At 43.0% G+C, this 18,268-nt stretch carries 15 protein-coding genes; 4 read left to right on the top strand and 11 right to left on the bottom strand.

Going from position 1 to position 18,268, the window contains the following annotated elements; translation table 11 throughout:
* Positions 1-18: 18 nt before the first annotated feature.
* Positions 19-1,458, bottom strand: a complete 1,440-nt coding sequence (locus AC6R16_RS04880; protein ID WP_500673760.1) for an aerolysin family beta-barrel pore-forming toxin — start codon at positions 1,456-1,458, stop codon at positions 19-21.
* 421 nt (positions 1,459-1,879) lie between these two features.
* Between AC6R16_RS04880 and AC6R16_RS04875 the strand changes: the two genes are divergently transcribed.
* Positions 1,880-3,121 (top strand): SGNH/GDSL hydrolase family protein, encoded by a 1,242-nt coding sequence (locus AC6R16_RS04875; protein ID WP_500673759.1) that lies wholly within the window; start codon positions 1,880-1,882, stop codon positions 3,119-3,121.
* A 51-nt stretch (positions 3,122-3,172) separates the two neighbouring features.
* On the opposite strand, the gene AC6R16_RS04870 is transcribed toward AC6R16_RS04875, so the two are convergent.
* The 9 genes from AC6R16_RS04870 to AC6R16_RS04830 all read right to left on the bottom strand — a co-directional run bounded on the left by AC6R16_RS04870 (position 3,173) and on the right by AC6R16_RS04830 (position 15,487).
* Positions 3,173-4,342, bottom strand: a complete 1,170-nt coding sequence (locus tag AC6R16_RS04870) for an MFS transporter (protein WP_500673758.1) — start codon at positions 4,340-4,342, stop codon at positions 3,173-3,175.
* A complete protein-coding gene (locus tag AC6R16_RS04865) occupies positions 4,339-5,031 on the bottom strand; it encodes an aspartate/glutamate racemase family protein (protein ID WP_500640945.1) in 693 nt (230 codons plus the stop codon). The genes AC6R16_RS04870 and AC6R16_RS04865 overlap by 4 nt, the downstream gene beginning before the upstream one ends.
* 427 nt (positions 5,032-5,458) lie before the next feature.
* Positions 5,459-7,237, bottom strand: a complete 1,779-nt coding sequence (gene phaC, locus AC6R16_RS04860; protein WP_500673757.1) for a class I poly(R)-hydroxyalkanoic acid synthase — start codon at positions 7,235-7,237, stop codon at positions 5,459-5,461.
* Positions 7,238-7,292: 55 nt separating this feature from the next.
* Positions 7,293-7,640, bottom strand: coding sequence for a phasin family protein (locus tag AC6R16_RS04855; RefSeq protein ID WP_004743779.1), 348 nt, complete (start codon positions 7,638-7,640; stop codon positions 7,293-7,295).
* Positions 7,641-7,675: 35 nt separating this feature from the next.
* Positions 7,676-8,884 carry an acetyl-CoA C-acetyltransferase gene (locus AC6R16_RS04850; protein ID WP_425667016.1) on the bottom strand — a complete coding sequence of 403 codons (1,209 nt, stop codon included), beginning with the start codon at positions 8,882-8,884 and terminating at the stop codon, positions 7,676-7,678.
* A 12-nt stretch (positions 8,885-8,896) separates the two neighbouring features.
* Positions 8,897-9,637, bottom strand: a complete 741-nt coding sequence (locus AC6R16_RS04845) for an SDR family oxidoreductase (protein WP_500640943.1) — start codon at positions 9,635-9,637, stop codon at positions 8,897-8,899.
* Positions 9,638-10,294: 657 nt separating this feature from the next.
* A complete protein-coding gene (locus tag AC6R16_RS04840; protein WP_500673756.1) occupies positions 10,295-13,357 on the bottom strand; it encodes an efflux RND transporter permease subunit in 3,063 nt (1,020 codons plus the stop codon).
* Entirely contained in the window at positions 13,354-14,409 is a 1,056-nt protein-coding gene (locus AC6R16_RS04835) for an efflux RND transporter periplasmic adaptor subunit (protein ID WP_500673755.1), read from the bottom strand. Before AC6R16_RS04835 ends, AC6R16_RS04840 begins: the two co-directional genes overlap by 4 nt.
* 1 nt (position 14,410) lies before the next feature.
* Positions 14,411-15,487, bottom strand: a complete 1,077-nt coding sequence (locus AC6R16_RS04830; RefSeq protein WP_500673754.1) for an efflux RND transporter periplasmic adaptor subunit — start codon at positions 15,485-15,487, stop codon at positions 14,411-14,413.
* Between the two features lie 181 nt (positions 15,488-15,668).
* On the opposite strand from AC6R16_RS04830, the gene AC6R16_RS04825 reads away from it, so the two are divergent.
* Both AC6R16_RS04825 and AC6R16_RS04820 read left to right on the top strand, forming a co-directional pair.
* The gene (locus AC6R16_RS04825; protein WP_500640939.1) at positions 15,669-16,400 is read left to right on the top strand and encodes a TetR/AcrR family transcriptional regulator; all 732 of its coding nucleotides are present in this window, start codon (positions 15,669-15,671) and stop codon (positions 16,398-16,400) included.
* Positions 16,401-16,580: 180 nt separating this feature from the next.
* Complete coding sequence (locus AC6R16_RS04820; RefSeq protein WP_500673753.1) at positions 16,581-16,844, top strand: hypothetical protein; 264 nt, start codon at positions 16,581-16,583, stop codon at positions 16,842-16,844.
* Positions 16,845-16,846: 2 nt separating this feature from the next.
* Here the strand turns inward: AC6R16_RS04820 and AC6R16_RS04815 are convergent, their stop codons facing one another.
* On the bottom strand, positions 16,847-17,740 hold the full coding sequence (locus AC6R16_RS04815) for a LysR family transcriptional regulator (RefSeq protein ID WP_500673817.1): 894 nt from the start codon (positions 17,738-17,740) through the stop codon (positions 16,847-16,849).
* A gap of 120 nt (positions 17,741-17,860) precedes the next feature.
* On the opposite strand from AC6R16_RS04815, the gene AC6R16_RS04810 reads away from it, so the two are divergent.
* Positions 17,861-18,268, top strand: a 408-nt coding sequence (locus tag AC6R16_RS04810; protein ID WP_500673752.1) for an NAD(P)-dependent oxidoreductase, incomplete at its 3' end; no start/stop codon positions are given.

Raw genomic sequence — 18,268 nt, 5'->3', positions numbered from 1 at the left:
AAGAGCCGCGCTTTTTTCTTAAAGTTTCGGTACTGGCACAACTTCTACACTGAAGTTTTTAATACCATATTGTTCCAACTCATCATCTGTTAACGAATACTCTGCAGAACGCTTCGTTCTACTTCCTAAAGGAATCGTCTTGCCAAATCTCACATCAGAACCAAACGATGCATCGGCAAAAAACTCTCCAGTAATTTGCGTCTGTATTGGTCTGAGAACCTGACCTAGTAAACTTTTCACATTGTCAGCACCATATTCTCTGAGCAACCAAGGCCAGTCCCATTCGTTCGAGGTTGCAGGAATATTGCGGTGCTCATATTGGTACTTGAGGTTTTTGTCGTTGCCTCCATTGCGTCCAATTACCCAGTTTGCGGTATAGGTAGGTCGGTCATCAGGGTGGTGACTCAGAGCATTTCCAGACCAACGCATAAAGCCCGTTAATGCGAGTTCATAACTTAACTCAGCATTAAACGTGTAAGGGTAGCTAATTGATGAACGGAAAACCTCCATAAAGACTTCTTGCTTGGTGTTAGGGGCAACATTAACAACAATCGTATTTGAGATCCCCTTAGACTCTGAGTCACCGTTTGTCGTTGCCCAGCTTTGATTTGCACCAATCTCTATCGACAACTCAGTTTCCCCCACAAGAGGCCACTTAAACTTATTCTTCGTTGAGACTTTTTGACTCAAGCCATAAGTGTCTGTTTTGGACCAATTTGTCGATTTCTCGTATTTAAAGGTAACTCGATATTGTTGTTCGAGGTCAGATTCATTGGTCACAACCTCTGAGCGACGACCGATCAGTTCTTTATCTGATTGAGTAATTTGGCCTGCATTAAACGTTTCCGGATCAATGTGATATTCGAAACCTGATATATCCATTTTTAAACGTTCGTTGCATCGGTAGCCTTCACAAGATCCCGAATTATCCGCATCAATATCATAGTTTCCTAACCCACCGGTAGATGTGATCATATCATCGCCGACATATTTGCTACCTGTACCACCAGCCCAGCCAAAGCCAAGATAATGAGCCAGCAATGCTAGCGGTTGATAAAACTCTTTCTTATTGACTAGGTACCATTCGGTATGAGCTTCGTCATTTTCAGGCAATACAAGCGCTGCATAGTCCGGGATACTGTGGTCTGGTGGCGTGTTGTATGTACACCATGTTGTACCAGCTAACCTGTCTTGCTTGATAGTTCCATTATACCCCGACCCCATCAAGACATAGCCATCGGCAATATTTGTGATTTGCCATGGACCCATTTGACCTACTAAATCAGACTTAATTGGCATGACTTCTTCTGAGGTGATAGGTCTAAAACCAACCTCACAGCTTTGACCCTGAAGTTTTATATCTAAAATGTCTACCGCTGCATATACATTAGATTGCATCATGCTAAAGACAATTGAACTAGCGACTAACGATGTTTTAAAAACCTTATTCTTATTCACGTTATTCTTCCTGTTAATAAATAGAATACAATGCGAAATGTTCTTGTTTTCGCACATATTTTTTACTTCTTTTAACAGTTATCAATAAAGCCAAATTTATTATTAACGGACAAAATCTCACATTGACATATTAAATTTATTCAGAGGCATTGTTGTTTATTTTTCAATCTGTTAATTTTAAATTAGCGAATAATTACATTAGCTTTTGTTAAATTAATCACAACTTAAATTGCATATCCTAAATTAGCAGAATAAATAAGCGACAAATCTAAATTAGTACTTTCTTAATAAGAAAATAATTTGATCTTAGTTCACCTTTATAAACATTCATAAAACCAATTCTTTGACTCGACACATTCTCATATGAGATACAGGTCAGAGGAGTTAATACTCTATTAACCAACAATTATGAGAACGTCTTATGAAGAATGCACTTTTATTGGCTAGTTCGTTAATTGCAGTTCCTGCCGTCTCCGCTGAACTACCAACCACACCAGAGGCTGTAACAGCGGCATACGCAGCGTCTGTTCAAAACGATGAAACATACACCTACGTCAGATGTTGGTATCGCCCAGCTCAAACTCACAACGATCCAGCAACATCATGGGAATGGGCTCTGGATGAAAATGGAGACTATCTAAAGGTACGAGGTTATTGGTGGTCGTCAGTTTCGTTTAAGAACATGTTCTACACCAACACACCACAATCAGAAATTAAGCAACGCTGCCAAGAAACACTCAATGTTACCCACGATACGGCCGATATGCTTTACTACGCTTCCGACAATCGCTTTTCTTACAACCACTCAATATGGACAAATGACAGTACATCAGTGAGTAAGATTAATCGCTTAGTCGCATTTGGTGATAGCCTTTCAGACACTGGTAACCTGTTTAATGGCTCGCAATGGGTATTCCCCAACGCTAACTCTTGGTTTTTAGGGCACTTCTCAAATGGATTTGTGTGGACAGAGTATTTAGCTGAAGCCAAAGATGTTCCTCTGTATAACTGGGCTGTCGGTGGCGCTGCTGGGACAAATCAATACGTTGCATTAACAGGGATTTATGATCAGGTCACTTCCTATCTTACATATATGAAGATAGCCAAAAACTATGATCCTAAAAACACATTATTTACCCTTGAGTTTGGCTTAAATGACTTCATGAATTACGACCGCGAAGTCTCTGACGTAAAAGCGGATCTAAGTAGTGCCCTAATCAGACTGCGCGATGCAGGGGCGCAACACCTGATCCTACTGACACTACCCGATGCAACCAAGGCTCCGCAGTTCAAGTACTCAACTCAGCAAGAGATTGAAAAAGTTCGTGCAAAAATTGTGGCGTTTAATGCTTTTATCAAAGAACAAGCAGATTTATACAAAACTAAAGGTATGAATGTGGTGCTCTACGATGCGAACACCTTGTTCAACGCAATGACCAGTAAACCTGAAGAGCATGGTTTTGCCAATGCCAAGGATGCTTGTCTAAATATCAATAGAAGTTCGGCACTTGATTATTTATACAGCCATAGCTTCACTAACGATTGTGCTCATCACGGTTCAGATAAATACGTTTTTTGGGGCGTAACTCACCCAACAACCGCGGCGCACAAATACATCGCTGACAACATCATTAAAGAAGAACTAAACAAGTTCCCATTCTAATATAAAGGCAGAGGTTTTATCCTCTGCCTTTCTTTTTAACCCTTTATTTTCTTACGCAATTGCCTTGTTAGCCCTATAGGTGTTAAGACCAAAGATAGCAATAACCGCGAGAACAAAAGGCAATACATAAACATTCATCGTTTGCCAACCAACGGTTGACTCTAACCATCCAGACATAAGCGCTGTAACCGTGACACAGCTAAATACAAAGAACTCGTTAAAGGCTTGCGCTTTCGATTTATTTTTGGGCTTGTACGACTGACTGAACAACCCAGTTGCGGCAATAAACATAAAGTTCCAGCCCACGCCCAACAAAATCAAGGCTACGCTAAAGTGCCAGATCGATTGCCCATGTATATTGATGGCAATACATAACACAAACAGTAAGCCTCCCGTAAGAATCATGATTCTTGAACCAAAACGTTCGATCAGGTTTCCGGTGAAAAAGGCAGGGACAAACATTCCAAGTACATGCCATTCAATCACACCCGCCGCTTTATTAAAATCAAAACCACAACCTATCATGGCAAGAGGCGTTGCCGTCATCAAAATGTTCATCACCGCGTACGCAACCATCGCCGCAAACACTGAGATCATAAAGTTCGGCGCTTTAATAATCTCGCTAAGCGGCTCTGAAACAACCTGCTCATGCTGCTCAATCGGCGCGGGAAAACGAATGGTTTGCAGTAAACAAAGCGCAATAATATTGAGGACGATTAAGGACATGAACGCGCCAACGTATAGTCCATCAGAAGACCACTGCTGCGAATAGACTGCTAGGTTTGGCCCTAGCATCGCGGCTAACACGCCACCTGCCATCGAAATAGAAATCGCCCTGTGTCTTGCACTCTCATCACATACTTCGATTGCCGCAAAACGATACAAAGTACCGAAGCCGATACCAATCCCCAAAAGAAATGTTCCGACACAAAACATCGAAAAGTCTTGTAGTGACAGCGCGTAGGTAGCTATCGAAGCGCCACTGATACCAACCAGATTGCCAATACTGAACCCTTTCTTTCGCCCCAATTTCCCCATAATTAAAGAAGCGGGAATCGTCGCACTCATTAAGCCTAGAAACTGCAATGCCACAGGTAGCGTGATAAGACTGGAGCTAGGCGCTAATGTTTTTCCCACCAAACCGATTACCGATATTAATAGTATGTTACCTGTCATCAATAGAGCTTGGCATAATGACAACAGCCAGACGTTCCGGTTCATTTTAGCGCCTCTTCTACTGCCGCATTAGCGTGAATTGCGACGGTATCTAACAACGGAACCTGTGTATCACTCTGTTCAACAAGCAAACCTATCTCAGTGCAACCTAAGATAACCCCTTCTGCACCTGATTCGGCAAGGTCATCAATAATGGTAAGGTAATCATCTTTTGAGCGCCTGTTAATTTCCCCTAAACAAAGCTCGTTGTATATGATGTCGTGGACAAGCTTTCTCTGCACCCCGTTAGGAACGATCACTTCTATGCCAAATTTTTCGGTAAGCCTTTGCTTATAAAATTCCTGTTCCATCGTAAAAGCAGTGCCAAGGAGGCCGACTTTAGTAATGCCTCGCTCTTGAAGCTCAACTCCCGTAGCATCAGCGATGTGAAGCAAAGGTATAGAAACTGACTCTTCAACTTGCTCGGCTACTTTATGCATAGTGTTTGTCGCAATGAGAATGAAGTCAGCTCCTGCCTTTTCAATAGATTGCGCTGCTTGGCAAAGAATGCTTGCGTTAGCTTGCCAGTCACCCGTTCGCTGTAAAGCCTCGACCTCGGCAAAGTCGACACTGTTTAAAATAATTTTCGCCGAATGCAGCCCACCTTTAGCACGTTTAACACCGTCGTTTAACTGCTGATAGTAAGTCGCGGTTGACTCCCAACTCATACCGCCAATCATGCCAATTGTTTTCATTCCTTTCCCCTCGACTGACTTAATACCAATCACACCAATTATCTGAACATCTAATTGATGCAATTGGTATAATTAATTTAATTAAACAGATATCTAAAAGCATTACAAACAAAAAAGCCCCTAGCATTGAGAAGCTAGAGGCTTTTGCTTTAGGGTCTGTTGACCTTTTGCGGTTAAATTTTGTTCGAGATAAAAGCGTTTTAGTCGCGGCGAGAGGTTTGTCGCCTAGTCATTCTAAGCAAAACACCTCTCAACAAAGAGTAAAACGCTTTTAGCCGAACCCTTCGGGCAGCGTTTGTGGCTCCTTTCTGCTGCGTTATCGGCTTATCTGGTAGAGCAACTACAATTCAAAGCCTCTGCCTTGCATAAAGAACCCACAAACTGCTGCAAAAATCAGCGCAAAGGGTCAATAGACCCTAGAAACAATCTAGTTTGTTTCTTTAATTGGCAATACCTGCTTGACGTAATTGCCGGGTGCTGGTCCCAATACTGGGAACTGTTCACTACCTACTTTGAACGGTTCAACTTGCTCGTCTGGATTAAAGCCAAGAAGCCACTGATGCCAATGTGTCCACCAAGAACCTTCTGTATGGTTCGCGTTTGCTAACCATTCATCGGCATTGTCGTCCAAAGAGTCGTTGGTCCAGAAACCATACTTTCCTTTTGCAGGATGATTGACGATACCTGCAATGTGTCCAGATTCACCAAGCACGAATGTCTTGTTACCGCCGACATTTAGCGCGCCACGATAAGTCCCTTGCCAAAGTGCGATATGATCTTCCTTAGTAGAGATAAAGTAACTAGGCACTTTAATCTTGTTCAGGTCGATCCATACCCCGCCAATTTTCACACCCTTGTCTTCTACCAACTTATTGTTTAAGTAGAGTTCACGTAACATGAAGTTGTGGGTATCCGCGGCTACGTTGGTACTATCACTGTTCCAGTACAGAAGATCAAAGTCGACCGGACTATTACCTTTTAGATAGTTATCAACGTAGTAATTCCAGTAGAGGCTGTTTTCACGCAACAAACTAAACGTCACGCTCAGCGAGCGGCCATCCATATAGCCTTTAACAGCGTTCTGAGCTTCTATTGCATTGATGATCGTATCATTGATATACGCACCAACTTCTCCCGGCTGAGAGAAATCTAATAGCGTAGTGAAGAAAGATGCGCTCTTAATTCGCTTCTTCATTCTCTTCGCTGCATAGTAAGCAATCGTAGACGCCAGCACAGTACCACCAATACAGTAACCCGCTGCGTTGATTTGATCTTGCCCAGTGATGTCTTCAATGGCCGATACCGCTTTTGCCACACCATCGGTTACATAGTCACCAAATTCAACGTTGCGCTGTTCTTTGCCCGGATTTCGCCACGACATCATGAACACAGCGTGTCCCTGCTCAAGAAGCCAGCGAACCATTGAATTCTTCTCTCGTAGATCAAGAATATAGTACTTGTTGATAAACGGAGGCACGATCAAGAGCGGCGTTGCGTTGACTTTTTCCGTCATTGGACGGTATTGAATCAACTCAAACAGCTCATTTTGGAAAACGACGTCACCTTGCGTATTGGCAATATCCTCTCCAATTCTAAATGCGTTGTTGTTTGTCATTCGAATCTTGAGGATATCAGCACTCGACTCTACGTCTTCTTTAAGCTGCTCTAGCCCGGCAAGTAGATTTTCACCATTTTGCTCTAACGTTAGCTTAAGCAGTTCTGGATTGGTGGCGATATAGTTGCTCGGAGACATAGCATTGATAGCTTGGCGTGAGAAAAAGCTGATTCGTTCTTTGCTTTTCTCATCTAGGCCTTCGATGCTTTCAATCGTCTCTAGGTAAGTTTTACTAAATAGAAGATAAGACTGCTTGATGAAGTTGAAGAAGATGTCTTTTTGCCACTCTTCATGGGCAAATCGTTTATCACCTTTTTCTGCTTTAACAATTTCTTCTGTATTGGCAGTCAATGCTACATTTTGCCAAATTTGTAATTGCTGCTGCCACCAGTCCGCTTGAATTTTTAACAATGCAGCGGGTTGATTCGCGGCGCTTTCGAAGAGCTTGGTAGTATCTTCGAAGTTGACCTCTTGCATTGCTTTATTGAGGGGAGAGTTCGCGGCTGCCCTGCTGAGTTCTAGATCTTCCCACCATTTTTGATTGGTTTCTTGGAGCTTAACAAGGTAGTCCGAAAAGAAGTGTTGTAACATATTGCTACTCCTAAGATCGGAAAAATGCCGCCTTTCGGCGGCAGAGAAGTCAGTGTTACGCTGGAGTCACTGTCTTAAGGTTTTCCGATGTCATTTGCTCAACATCATCTTTAAACTCTTTGGCGATAGACTGAAGCTTGTTGCTGTCGTCCATCATCTGTTGAGATAGCTTAGTAAGCACATTAAGCTGTTGGCTATTGAAAGCTGTTAGTGATGTTACGTCTTTTACTTCACTTGCTGCCTTCATTTGAGTTAGACCCATTTCACTGTAAGTGCGGATGGCATTTAGTTGAAGCTCTGTAAGCACTTCTACATTTTTTGTCACAAGCTTGTTGAACTTCACGTATGGTTCTAGGCCTTTTTCAGTTTGGTCAGTAAATGTTTTGAAGAAATCTGTGTACATGAGTATCACTCCTAAGTTAAGTCCATTTAAATGGTTTAGTTAATTGATTTGATTACAACTGCAGTGCCCATACCGCCACCTACACACAGTGAAGCGACACCATATTGACCTTGCCCACGATTTAGTTCGTGGATTAGTGAAACAAGGATGCGGTTACCCGAAGCACCTAGTGGATGGCCTAAGGCTATCGCTCCACCATTTGGGTTGGCTTTATCGAGTATGGAAGAAACAGACACTTGATGTTTGTCCGCTAACTGATGAATAACACCAAGCGCCTGAGCGGCAAACGCTTCATTCAACTCGTAGACATCAATATCATCGGTTTTAAGCTCAGCTTTTGCTAACGCTTTAGTCACTGCTTCGACTGGGCCAAGTCCCATAACTTCAGGTGCCAGACCAGACTGAGCGTAACTTACGATTTCAGCAACTGGCGTGAGCCCATGTTTTTTCACTGCTGACTCACTTGCAACGACAATCGCACTCGCGCCATCGTTAATTCCTGAGGCGTTGCCCGCAGTCACCGTACCTTCACGGTCAAAAGCTGGTCGAAGCTTTGCTAATCCGCTTAATGTTGCCTCTGGTTTTGGGTATTCGTCCGTATCAAAAACAATCGTTTCACGACGCTTCTTCACATCAACGGCAACAATCTCGCTTTTAAATTTGCCAGCTTCGATTGCTGAAACAGCTTTCAACTGACTTGCAAGCGCATATTCGTCTTGCTGCTCGCGAGAAAGGCCGACTTCTTTCGCGACATTTTCTGCCGTCACACCCATGTGGTACTGATTGTAAACGTCTGTTAAACCGTCATTAATCAGCAAATCAGTTAGGTTCATGTTACCCATTTTATGGCCATCACGAATACCTGAAGGAACTGTGAAAGGAATCTGAGACATCACTTCGACACCTGCAGCCACGACTACTTGAGCATCACCAGAGCGGATATGGCTTACTGCGTCCATGACTGTTTTCATTCCGCTGCCACACACCATATTCAGTGAATACGCAGGAACTTCATTTGGGATACCGGCATAGATTGCCGCTTGGCGACCAACGCCCATGCCTTGACCAGCAGAGACCACATTACCAACAATTACTTCATCAATAGAGTCGACACCCACGCCGCTTTCAGAGACTGCAGCTTTGATAGCAATTGAAGCCAAGTTACCTGCTGAAATATCTTTCAGTGAACCGCCAAAAGCGCCAATCGGTGTGCGTTTAGCACCAACAATAAATACTTTTTCCATTATCCCTTCTCCTTAATGCATGTGTAAGCCGCCATTTACAGAGAGCGTTTCCCCTGTAATGTAGGCACCAGCTTCACTTGCTAAGAAAGAAACGGATTTAGCCACTTCCTCTGGAGTCGCTAAGCGACGCATTGGAATTTGAGCTTTAATAGATTCAAGCACTTCTGGTTTCATCTCTTCCACCATTGGTGTACCTGTGTAGCCAGGGGCAACAACATTGACGGTCACACCCGAGCGAGCACCTTCAGCAGCCAACGCCTTAGAAAAGCCAATCATGCCCGCTTTAGCAGCAGAGTAGTTTGTTTGTCCAAACTGACCTTTGATACCGTTAACTGAGGAGATATTGATGACTCGACCGTTGCCCTTCTCACACATCGCAGAGAACAGAGGCTGAGTAACATTGAACACGCTGTTCAAGTTCGTTTCAATAACCTCTTTCCAAGCGGACGCAGTCATTTTTTTAAACGTGCCGTCGCGTGTAATCCCAGCATTGTTGATGACAACATCAACCGTACCTTCCTCCACGAGTAGGCTTGCTAGACGCTCTGCGCATTGCTCGGTATCAGTAACATCAAGTTCGAACAAGCGTACCTGATCTTCACTGAAACCTTTCTCGTTAAACCATTCTTGAGCACATTGCTTTTTACCCGTGAAATGGGTGGCGATGACACGAAAGCCATCATTCACTAATTGGGTAGTAATAGCAGAACCGATTCCGCCTTTAGATCCGGTGATCAAAGCGATTTTCTTCATTAAGAGACTCCATTCTTAACAGCAATAAATAACCAAACGATTTTTTAGTGATGCTCGCCATTAAGCACCAACCAACGTCATTAATAAATTCTTATAAGACTTTTTCTTGCGTCTTTTAATTATCAAAACTAATGCCTATTTATTACAGTTCAAATACTTTTCGAAATTAAGTGCATAAAGTTGAACAATGTCTCATATAGAATGTAATGTTATATGATTGTTAACTTGCAGTAAGTTGTTGATTTAGAAGAATTTATTGTTATCAATATGTAAATCATTAAACTCTATCATACTGTTTAATAAGGTTTTTCTTCAAATTACACTCATTTCATTAGTCTTCATCACTCATTAAACAAATGCTATTCGCTGCCATTATCAATCCGTTTTTCATGACTATATTGTTACTAGCGGACATTGACTTTTGGTGGATTAAAACGCTATTTAATTTAATACAAATATCAACTAAATTATTTAAACTACTGAATGGAATGATATTTCATATATATTTCTTACTTATACTTTAGTATTAATAAAACAAGATATTTAGGAAAGCTAATTATTGATAAATAAGACAATAAAAATCAGAAAAATGAAGATAAAAAAAGCCCGGATAAAAATCCGGGCAGGCTTAAAGCGAATCGTTATTCAGTCCATGAATTATCCGGCAGTGGATGGTTTGATTCGATAGAAGATGGCGAAAAGTACAGGCACTACAATCAATGTAAGTACCGTAGCAAAGCCTAGTCCGGCCATGATTGTTATCGCCATGGAGCCAAAAAATGCATCAAACACTAGAGGTATCATCCCTAGAATCGTTGTTAATGCCGCCATGCTGACAGGGCGTACACGTGATATCGCACTATCAAACACGGCTTGATAAGGGTCCTTACCAGAGCCGAGTTCGATATTGATTTGATCAAGTAACACAATGCCATTTTTCAGAATCATTCCACTTAAGCTCAGCAGACCTAGAAAGGCAGTGAAACTAAACGGCATATCCGTCGCAAGTAAACCAATAGAAACACCTATGATTGATAGCGGAACGGTAAACCAAATAACCAATGGCTTTCTAAACGAGTTAAATAGCAGCATGGTAATAATGAACATCAATAGGTAGCCCATCGGCAATGAGCCGAACAGCGCCTCTTGAGCGTCTTTTGACGACTCATATTCACCACCCCAGCTAATTGAGTAGCCTTCTGGCAGTGCCAACGCTTCTACTTGTGGTCTAACTCGACTAAATAAGCTCGCTGGTGTTTCATGCCCCAATACGTCGTGGTCAGCTAACACTGTCAGCGTACGTTTTCTGTCTCTGCGCTGAATAAGTGGCTCTTGCCAATCAAGCGCAACGCCATCGATAACTTGCTCTACTGGAATATAGCTTTGTAGACTTGGGCTCCATATCTTAACGTTAGCCAATGACTCAAAATCAACACGCTCTTGCTCAGGCAATCGAGCAATGATTGGGAGCATGTGTGTGCCATCACGAAGTAAACCAATCGGTGTGCCGCCAAAAGCCATTTGCAGCGTATTGGATAACTCCTCTTTAGAGATACCTAAACGACGTGCTTTAGATTCATTAAACTGAGGAACCAGTTCTTTGGTACGTTCACGCCAGTCGTGTCGAACATTTCGTGCACCAGGGTCTTGCAAAAGTACATCTTCGACTTGTAGCGCGATGTCTCGTAGAACTTGAGGATCTGGACCCGTAATCCTAGCTTCAATCTTAGAAGCCGGTGAAGGGCCGAACTCCATTAATTTAAACTGAAAAGTCGGTTGATTGAATGTCACTGAAAGGTTTTTGTCTAACTCTTCCAGTAGCTCAAACATAGTTTCACGATCTTGGGTGCGAACCTGTAGCTGCGTATACGCCTCGTAACTCTTCTCAGGTTGGTAAGTCAACGCAAAACGCTGTAAACCTTGACCTGTCGTTGTGGATACAAACTCAACATTCTCTTGCTCACGAATGTACTTCTCTACTTTCTTGGTTTCTTCAATCGTCTCGCGAATATCCGTCCCTTCAGGCATCCACATGTCGACATAGAACATCGGCGTGTTTGATGGCGGGAAGAACTGTTGCTTGACCATACCGAAGCCTGCTACCGCAACCACTAGCAAACCCACCATACTTACGACGGTTAACCAACGGAAACGAAGTGCGAATTTTAAGCTAGCACCAAAAACGGTAAACAGGATGCCTTTGTAAGGGTCGACTTCTTCTGTTGTGTCCCCCTTCTCCTCTTCTTTTAGCAGTAGATCCGCTAAGAAAGGCGTGAGAGTAAGTGCCGTAATCCAGCTTAAAAATAGCGAATAGCATAGTACCCAGAATAGTGAGCCCATGAATTCGCCCGTCGCATCTTCTGAAAGGCCAATAGGTGCGAACGCGGTGATAGCAATGACGGTTGCTCCCAGCAAAGGCCACTGCGTTTGTTTAACAATATCTACCGCAGCCTGAACCTTCGTTTTACCGCGTTTCAGACCAACTAAGATGCCCTCTACGACTACAATCGCATTATCAACTAGCATACCTAATGCGATGATGAGTGCGCCTAATGAAATACGATGAAGCTCGACATCATTTTGTTTCATTAGGATAAATGTACCCATAACGGTAAGCAGTAACACCGCACCGATGATGATGCCGCTACGTAAACCCATCGCGAACAACAAAACAATAATGACGATCGCAACCGCTTGGCCTAGGCTCACAATGAAGTCATCAACTGACTTTTCCACTTCAGCAGACTGATTGTAAAAGTAGTTAATCTCAACACCCGCTGGGCGAATATTTTCCAGTACTTCTAGCTCAGATTCTAAGGCTTTACCTACCTCAACTACGTTGACACCCGCACCAAAGGAAATAGCAAGGTTGATTGCAGGTTTACCGTTAAATGTCACGACGTTTGAAGGTTTTTCTTGGATGCCACGGCTGATAGTTGCAACGTCTTTAAGGCGAATCAAATTACCAGTATCACGGCCATGGATGATGAGCTCTTCTAACTCCTGCTCTGAACTCATGGTCCCGTTTGGACGAATGGTTAATGTTTGACCGTTAACCATCACTTCACCCGCAGATTGAACACTGTTCTGCTGGCTCAAAAGACCAACAACGGTATTCATATCCAGATTAAGCGCTGCTAAACGTTCCAATGAGACTTCAACAAATAACTGCTCTTGTTGATCTCCAGCTATGGCGACTTTACCAACCCCATCGACAAGTTCTAGCTCTCGGCTTAGGTAGTCGGCGTAACGTTTAAGCTCGATGTAGTCATAGCCATCCCCCGTCAGCATGATCATGATGCCGTATACATCGCCAAAATCATCAATGATCTGAACTGAGTTTACACCGCTAGGAAGATTCGGCCTTAGATCATTGATCTTTCGGCGCATTTCGTCCCATATCTGCGGCAGCTCGTCTGGGCCGTACTCCATCTCCATACTCACCATGATTTGAGACATGCCATTAGACGATGTAGACGTAATCTTATCGATGTAAGGTAACTTGCGGATATCTTTCTCTAATGGATAGGTTAGCTCTTCCTCCACTTCCTGTGACGTTGCCCCTGGGTAAGTCGAAATAATCATCGCATCTTTAATCGTGAATGCAGGGTCTTCTAATCTCCCTAGATCCATGAAAGATGTATAACCGCCAATTGCCAGTATGATTAGAAACAACCAGCTAATAACTTTATTTTTTATCGAGTACTCAGCAATGCTCACAGCTCAGCTCCCTTGATTTTCATACCGTCGCGTAATTTTCTTAAGTTCGATTTAATCAATACATCGCCTTTTTCGATGCCAGTGCCAACCAAGGCACCATTGCCAGTTATCTGGTCAACCGTCACTGGATAACGATGCGCTTCACCTCGTTCAAGCTTCCAAACATAGAACTCTTGGCTTTGTTTACCCGCGTCAATTGCGGTCATTGGCACTTGAAATGCTCTATATGTATTCAGGCCAGCTTTAACTAAGTCGACCGAAACCTTTGCACTAGTACCAGGCAGAACCGGTTGCTCAGTTTGTGCCATTCTTAACCACAATTCATAGGTCTGGCTTTGCGGGTGAAGCTCACTGGTATGCTCGTAATACGCAATAGGATAGCTACCATTGTGACCAGCAAAAGTCGCCATTGGCTTATAGTCCTGCGCGTTAGTTTCCGGGTTTAACATTGCTAGAACCGAGTCAGACACTTCTATCTTTACGTAAACTTTGTTGTCTTGATAAATGGCAAAAACCTGCTCACCAGGCGAGACATTCTCAAACTTTTTCTTATCGACTGAAGACACTACGCCATCAAAAGGAGCACGCAAGCGCATGTACTTCATTGTTGCCTTTGCTGACCCGAGATTCGCTTCTGCTAGCTGGAAGTTCGCTGTTAGCTCATCAAGTTCAGCTCTCGAGATCATCTTATTTGCACGCAGATCCTGACCACGTTTCACCTGCTTCAGCGCAAGCTCATATTTCGCTTGAGCGTCGTTTAGTTTTTGTTTTGCTTTTGAATCATCAAGTATCGCTATCGTTTGACCTTTAGTGACATTGTCACCTTCCTTAACCAAAATTGATGCAATTTCACCATCTAAACGAAAGGCAAGTGGCGTTAGCTCAGCAGGCATTACCTGACCGTTGAAATTGCGATATTGGCTTTCGGATGCAGCTGCAACGCTAAATGTGTCTACAATAAATGGATTCGCTTCACGATGTGTTGAGTCTGGTGTACAAGCCGACAGCATGCCTACCGAGAGAGCCGCTAGCGCAAAAGTTCTGATACGCATGTTAAATTCCACCTTCTTTCGTCCATGCTTTAACTTGTTGACCTGGTGAAAGATTTTCCACTCCAGCTTGAACGATCAGATCACCACTCGTCACTCCACTAATAATGTTTCCATCGGTATCTAGCTCTACGTCAACCAAAGATAGAGTTTGAGTGCTAGCATCGAAACGATATAGCTGTCCTTGGCCTTGCTGCTTTGTTACCCAAGCTGCTGAAGCAATGTTAAAAATATCGGAGTTTTGATTGTTAAGAAGTTTCACCTGCCCCGTCATTCCCGGCAGTAAGTTGAGAGACTCTGGTCGCTTAAATGTTAAACTCGCTTTGTAGCTATTTGTATCTGGGTCTGGTTGAGTCGAAATCTCTTTAAATTCAGCTGGCATTGAAATTTGCTTGTGACTATCCATCACGACTTGGAATGTCGAATCTGCGATATGGTCTAAACCGTAAGTCTCGGCATAGCTCACCGGGACAGTCAACACAACATCTAGGACACTGTTGTCGATGAGATTTAGTACAGGCTGATTTGCGCCTACAACTTGATGCTCTTTGCTAAAGGTGATGGACACTACTCCATCAAATGGCGCGACTATTTGTGTGTAATCGAGATCTGTTTTTGCTTGCTCTAATGCCGCCTTTGCTGCTTTAAACTGAGTTTCATTTTGATCATAGGTATCGACACTGATTAACTTTTTATCATGCAATTGAGCTGCTCGCTCGAAAGCCGTTTTGGCTAAGTTGTATTCAGCAAGACGCGCATCAAATGCAAGTTGGTAGTCTGTAGGATCGAGTGTCGCCAGCACCTCGCCCTTTTCCACAACCGTCCCCATTCGAACTTTAATACTCTCTATTTCACCCGCCACTTGAAATGACAAAGCTGCACGGTCGGTCGCATCGATAGTAGCGATAAACGAGTCGTAGTGGTTGAGCGATAAGTCGGGCACTTCCACCAGCTTAACTGGCTTCACGACTGGCTCACTGATTTCTGAATTTGCTTTATTGCAGCCTGCAACCGCAAGAGCAATAGCCCCAACGGCTAAAGCCTTTGTTACTTGTTTTATTCTTTCTGATGATGTGTCCATGATTTAGCATCTTTGTTTATTACACACCCGTGCAGTATATAAAGATTGTGCCCAAGATCAATATTTATTTTCCATGCGTGCAATATAATAATTAAACGATCTATACTGTTTATAGGTTCTTTGATGAAATGAAATGAAATTTCTGGTAGAAAGAAGGCGTTCCACGAGATTGACGAGAATTATGACTGAAAGAAAGCAAGGCCGAAGAAGTGCTCAAGATGCGGAAAAAACAAAATGCGAGATAATGCGTGTCGCTACTGAGCTGTTCTGTGAGTTAGGTTATGAACGTGTATCACTTCGAAATATCAGCGACAAAGCAGGTGTTTCTCATAGTTTGATCCGTCATCACTTTGGTAGCAAAGAGCAAATTTGGTACGCAATCAGTGATGGCCTGCACCATTACATGGAAAAGTACATCAGAACGATCATTCAACATATGCCCGCTGATGTCGGCTCAAACGTCAAGCTATACAACTTTTCTGTTCGACTTTTAGCACATATGCTCGAATTCAAACAGCCAATGCAGCTTATCGCCGATGCAGTCAGACAAGAAGACGCGCTCTTCGATTATTTCATCGATAATTCAGGTGAAATTGAACAACTTATTTTCCAATTGGCTAACCAATACAACGAACAACACCCAGAAGCTCAAATCAAGATATGGGAAATCAAGTGGCAAATGATCATGTATGCTCATGGTGCGGCCAGCTTAACGCCTTTTATGAAAGAAACTTGGGTAGATGAAACCGACTCTTTGGAAGTTTGTCTATTAAAGCATTGGGAGATGTACAACACTATGATGGCATGTCGCTTCCAAGTACCTGATGAATATATCTTGCGCCCAACGAAGGTGTCGGATTTGCTGTATGAAGTTGAATGTGACTTGAAAGGCTTATCTGAAGAGATTTCATAGCTTTTGCTACACAAACCCGCACAGATCGGCATTAAAACCATAGCTCAATAACCAACAATAACCGTGCTTAATCAATCTGTTTAGTATTGAATTGTTTGATTGGAAATTGATCCTAGTCAATTCCAATCGAACTCGCTTATCGTATGTTCTGTACAAAAATTCACTTGAGTGAAGCTAATAATGATGAGCATACAAAACAATACTTCAATTACACTGGATCTGATCCACTCAGCAATAAGCAAAGTCGAGATAGCCAGTAAAATCGATCTTGACGCTTTGAAGGAATTTATCAGCGCAAACACTACCATCGCAGTGGCCTCCTTCACCGAAATGAGCCAATGCGATAGCTTAGATGATAAATTTAAACTGGTTACTTCAAGTTTTCCTCAATTTATCGATCATTCCCAGCAACTGATTGAAACTTCGATTCTTCTTAGTTTATAGCGTTAAATCAAACGATTGATATCCTTAGACCAACAATTCGCTAAGAAATCGATAAAACTGCGTACTAATGGGGTTTGGTAACTTCTCGAAAGATAGACGGCCCAAAGCGCGTAGCTTGGTGACGTATAGTCGGTAAGAATGTATTCTAGCTTTCCTTGTTCAACCAATGGGTTAGTTAAGTCACAAGGCGCTCTTATAATTCCTTTGTCGCGCATTGCAGCGGTCATTAAGGTTCCTAACTCATTGGCGCGAATCGAGCCTGCCACACTAGGTTCAAATACCTCCCCTCCTCTGACTAACTGCCAATGATTGGTTTCTAGGTGTATTAGACAGTTATGCTCTTCAAGATCTTTAGGGTTGGTCGGAGTGCCATTATCTTTTAAGTACTGTTGACTTGCACAAATGGCAGAGTCAATCGACATCAGTTTCCTCGCAATTAAACTATCGTCAGGCTTTTCTGTATAGCGTAACGCGATGTCTACCCGCTCATCGACTAGTTCGGTGAAGCTATCCGATGCGATAATATCGATGACCACGCTTGAGTTCTGTTGAGTAAATTCAATTACCGCATCAATCAGCATATTCTGTGCTAAACCAATGGGTGATGCGACTCGGATGGTACCCGTGAGCTCTTCGCTTAATTGCGTCGATTCAAATACCATTGCAGCTGTTTCATCAAGTATTTTCTGGCAACGGATGTACGCCAGCTCACCAGCTGCCGTTAAACTCACCTTTCGGGTCGTACGATGAAGCAGTCTCTGATTCAACCAACTTTCGACTTCTTGTACATGGCGTGAAACCTGTAAGCGACTCAACCCCAAAGATTCTGATGCCTTAGTGAAGCTTCTACGATTAGCAACTTCGACAAAGCTTTTAATAGCAACTAGCCGATCCATAACTTGATTAGTAACCTCAAATGAAACAATCAATGTCATTTTTGCCAGTTTTTCTCTAAAAACACAACCATTAGAGTGTACATAAGTTTTCAAGCAATCTATTCCAAAAGGGGAATTATCATGAAAGTTGTAGTATTAGGTGCATCAGGTTGGATCGGCAGCCACATTGTAAATGAAGCAAAGTTAAGGGGACATCATGTTATTGCTCTTGTTCGCAATGCTGAAAACTACGCAGTGGAAGACGTCGAAATACGTCAATTTGATTTGAACAGCAGCAATAGTTCGTTACTCGACGCAGTTCAAGGGGCAGATGTAGCAATCGCCTCTATTGGTGGACGCGCTAAAGGCAACCATGACATTGTTGCAGCCACGGCAAATCGACTTCTAGAAACACTGCCTGACGCGAACATCGATCGCTTACTGTGGGTTGGCGGCGCTGGCTCACTTGAGGTCGCTCCTGGTGTACCTTTGATTTCTGTCCCTGAGTTTCCTGCAGAATACAAAGCTGAAGCGGTTGCTCAAGGTGAA

It is taken from the genome of Vibrio sp. R10-SG3-ISO10, assembly GCF_059834185.1.
The sequence above is the reverse complement of the archived record's forward strand: the minus strand, read 5'-3'. Positions and strand labels throughout refer to the sequence as shown.

Excerpts from the sequence above, each read along its gene's own strand:
- AC6R16_RS04875 (WP_500673759.1), top strand. The coding sequence starts at position 1,880 with ATGAAGAATGCACTTTTATTGGCTAGTTCGTTAATTGCAGTTCCTGCC.
- AC6R16_RS04870 (WP_500673758.1), bottom strand. The coding sequence starts at position 4,342 with ATGAACCGGAACGTCTGGCTGTTGTCATTATGCCAAGCTCTATTGATG.
- AC6R16_RS04865 (WP_500640945.1), bottom strand. The coding sequence starts at position 5,031 with ATGAAAACAATTGGCATGATTGGCGGTATGAGTTGGGAGTCAACCGCG.
- phaC (WP_500673757.1), bottom strand. The coding sequence starts at position 7,237 with ATGTTACAACACTTCTTTTCGGACTACCTTGTTAAGCTCCAAGAAACC.
- AC6R16_RS04855 (WP_004743779.1), bottom strand. The coding sequence starts at position 7,640 with ATGTACACAGATTTCTTCAAAACATTTACTGACCAAACTGAAAAAGGC.
- AC6R16_RS04850 (WP_425667016.1), bottom strand. The coding sequence starts at position 8,884 with ATGGAAAAAGTATTTATTGTTGGTGCTAAACGCACACCGATTGGCGCT.
- AC6R16_RS04845 (WP_500640943.1), bottom strand. The coding sequence starts at position 9,637 with ATGAAGAAAATCGCTTTGATCACCGGATCTAAAGGCGGAATCGGTTCT.
- AC6R16_RS04835 (WP_500673755.1), bottom strand. The coding sequence starts at position 14,409 with ATGCGTATCAGAACTTTTGCGCTAGCGGCTCTCTCGGTAGGCATGCTG.
- AC6R16_RS04830 (WP_500673754.1), bottom strand. The coding sequence starts at position 15,487 with ATGGACACATCATCAGAAAGAATAAAACAAGTAACAAAGGCTTTAGCC.
- AC6R16_RS04825 (WP_500640939.1), top strand. The coding sequence starts at position 15,669 with ATGACTGAAAGAAAGCAAGGCCGAAGAAGTGCTCAAGATGCGGAAAAA.
- AC6R16_RS04820 (WP_500673753.1), top strand. The coding sequence starts at position 16,581 with ATGATGAGCATACAAAACAATACTTCAATTACACTGGATCTGATCCAC.
- AC6R16_RS04815 (WP_500673817.1), bottom strand. The coding sequence starts at position 17,740 with ATGGATCGGCTAGTTGCTATTAAAAGCTTTGTCGAAGTTGCTAATCGT.